This is a genomic window from Pseudomonas sp. 8AS (assembly GCF_902506505.1).
Taxonomy (GTDB): Bacteria; Pseudomonadota; Gammaproteobacteria; order Pseudomonadales; family Pseudomonadaceae; genus Aquipseudomonas.
This window is the reverse complement of the sequence record NZ_LR733412.1, coordinates 1-1572: the sequence shown is the minus strand read 5'-3', so window position 1 is coordinate 1572 and position 1572 is coordinate 1. Positions and strand designations below refer to the sequence as shown.

Annotated in this window: 1 protein-coding gene; it reads left to right on the top strand. The window is 57.9% G+C overall.

Annotated elements, in window-relative coordinates; all coding sequences use genetic code 11:
• Nucleotides 1–85 precede the first annotated feature (85 nt).
• The gene (locus GV001_RS19995; protein WP_160083499.1) at nt 86–1444 is read left to right on the top strand and encodes a transposase; all 1359 of its coding nucleotides are present in this window, start codon (nt 86–88) and stop codon (nt 1442–1444) included.
• Nucleotides 1445–1572 lie beyond the last annotated feature (128 nt).

Sequence of the window (1572 nt, the reverse complement as noted above, 5' to 3'; positions counted from 1 at the left end):
GGCCTATTCCGTTGAAAAACTCGGTTGAGTGAGCTGGCCGAAGCTGGTTCACTAAACCTCCATCAGCGCAGTGGAGTTCTCCACGATGATGGGACGTCAGCAGGCCGCTCAGGCCCCTCTGTTCTACACGTTCAATCTGGACGATCACGTCCCGGCCAATCACCTGTTGCGTGGCATCGATCAGTTCCTCGACCTGAGCGAACTGCATCAGCACTTGGCTCCGCATTACAGCCACACAGGCCGGCCCTCGATTGATCCGGCCCTGATCATTCGCATGCTGGTCGTGGGCTACTGCTTCGGCATTCGCTCGGAGCGTCGCCTGTGTGAAGAGGTGCATCTGAACCTGGCTTATCGCTGGTTCTGCCGCCTTGGCCTGGAAGATCCAGTACCCGATCACTCAACCTTCTCGAAGAACCGCCATGGGCGCTTCCGCGACAACGACACCCTGCGTTTCGTATTCGAGAAAGTGTTGGCGCGCTGCATCAGCGAACGCCTGGTCGGTGGTGAAGGATTCGCCGTTGATGCCAGCGTGATCAAGGCCGATGCTAATCGGCAGCGCGGTGTGCCGGGCACCGAGGCGGACTGGTCAAACACCTCGATCAGCCGCCCAGTGCGTGAGTATTTGGACGCTCTTGATGAAGCTGATCCAGAGCGCAAAGTCCCGAAGAATATTTCCCTCACGGATCCAGGATCCCAGTGGACAGCTGCTCCAGGAGGCCCAGCGTTTTACGCCTACTCGACCAACTATCTGATCGACATCGAAGCTGGCGTCATCGTCGACGTGGAGGCCACCCGAGCAAATCGGATCGAGGAAGTGAACTCGACCAAGACCATGGTCGAGCGGGTCGAGGAGCGCTTCGGTCTCAAGCCCGAGCGACTGATTGGCGACACCGCCTACGGTACCGGCGAGATGCTTGGCTGGATGGTTGAGGAAAAGGCCATCGAGCCGCATGTACCTGTCTGGGACAAGAGCCAGCGCCAGGACGATACGCTGAGTCGCTGGGACTTCGAGTGGAACGCCGAAGCTAATGAATACCGCTGCCCCAACGGCAAATCACTCTGCACAACCGGGCGAGCGACTGCCGCTGACACACTGATTTATCGCAGCAGCATCTACGACTGCATGGGCTGTGAACTGAAGACCCGCTGCTGCCCGAATACTCCGACTCGAAAAATAGCCCGCCATCTCAACGAGGCGGCCCGAGATGTCGCGCGCCAAGTCGCCACAACACCGGAGTACCTCCAGTCGCGCAAGGATCGCAAGAAAGTGGAAATGTTATTCGCCCACCTCAAGCGAATCCTTCGGCTGGATCGACTCCGATTGCGTGGTTTGAGTGGGGCGCAGGATGAGTTCTTACTGGCCGCCACTGCCCAGAATTTGAGGCGAATGGCTCTGTGGCTGATGCCGAAAATGCAGAAAGGGGTAAATGGCCTGGTGATTTGATCGAAACAGGGGCTTTCGCCTTCAGAAATCCAGATCGATATCCTGAGAAATCACTACTCGCCCAGAGCAACCTGGCGCCAGGTCGAACGGCGCTCAATTGCGAGGCGAGTTTTTCAACGGAATAGGCC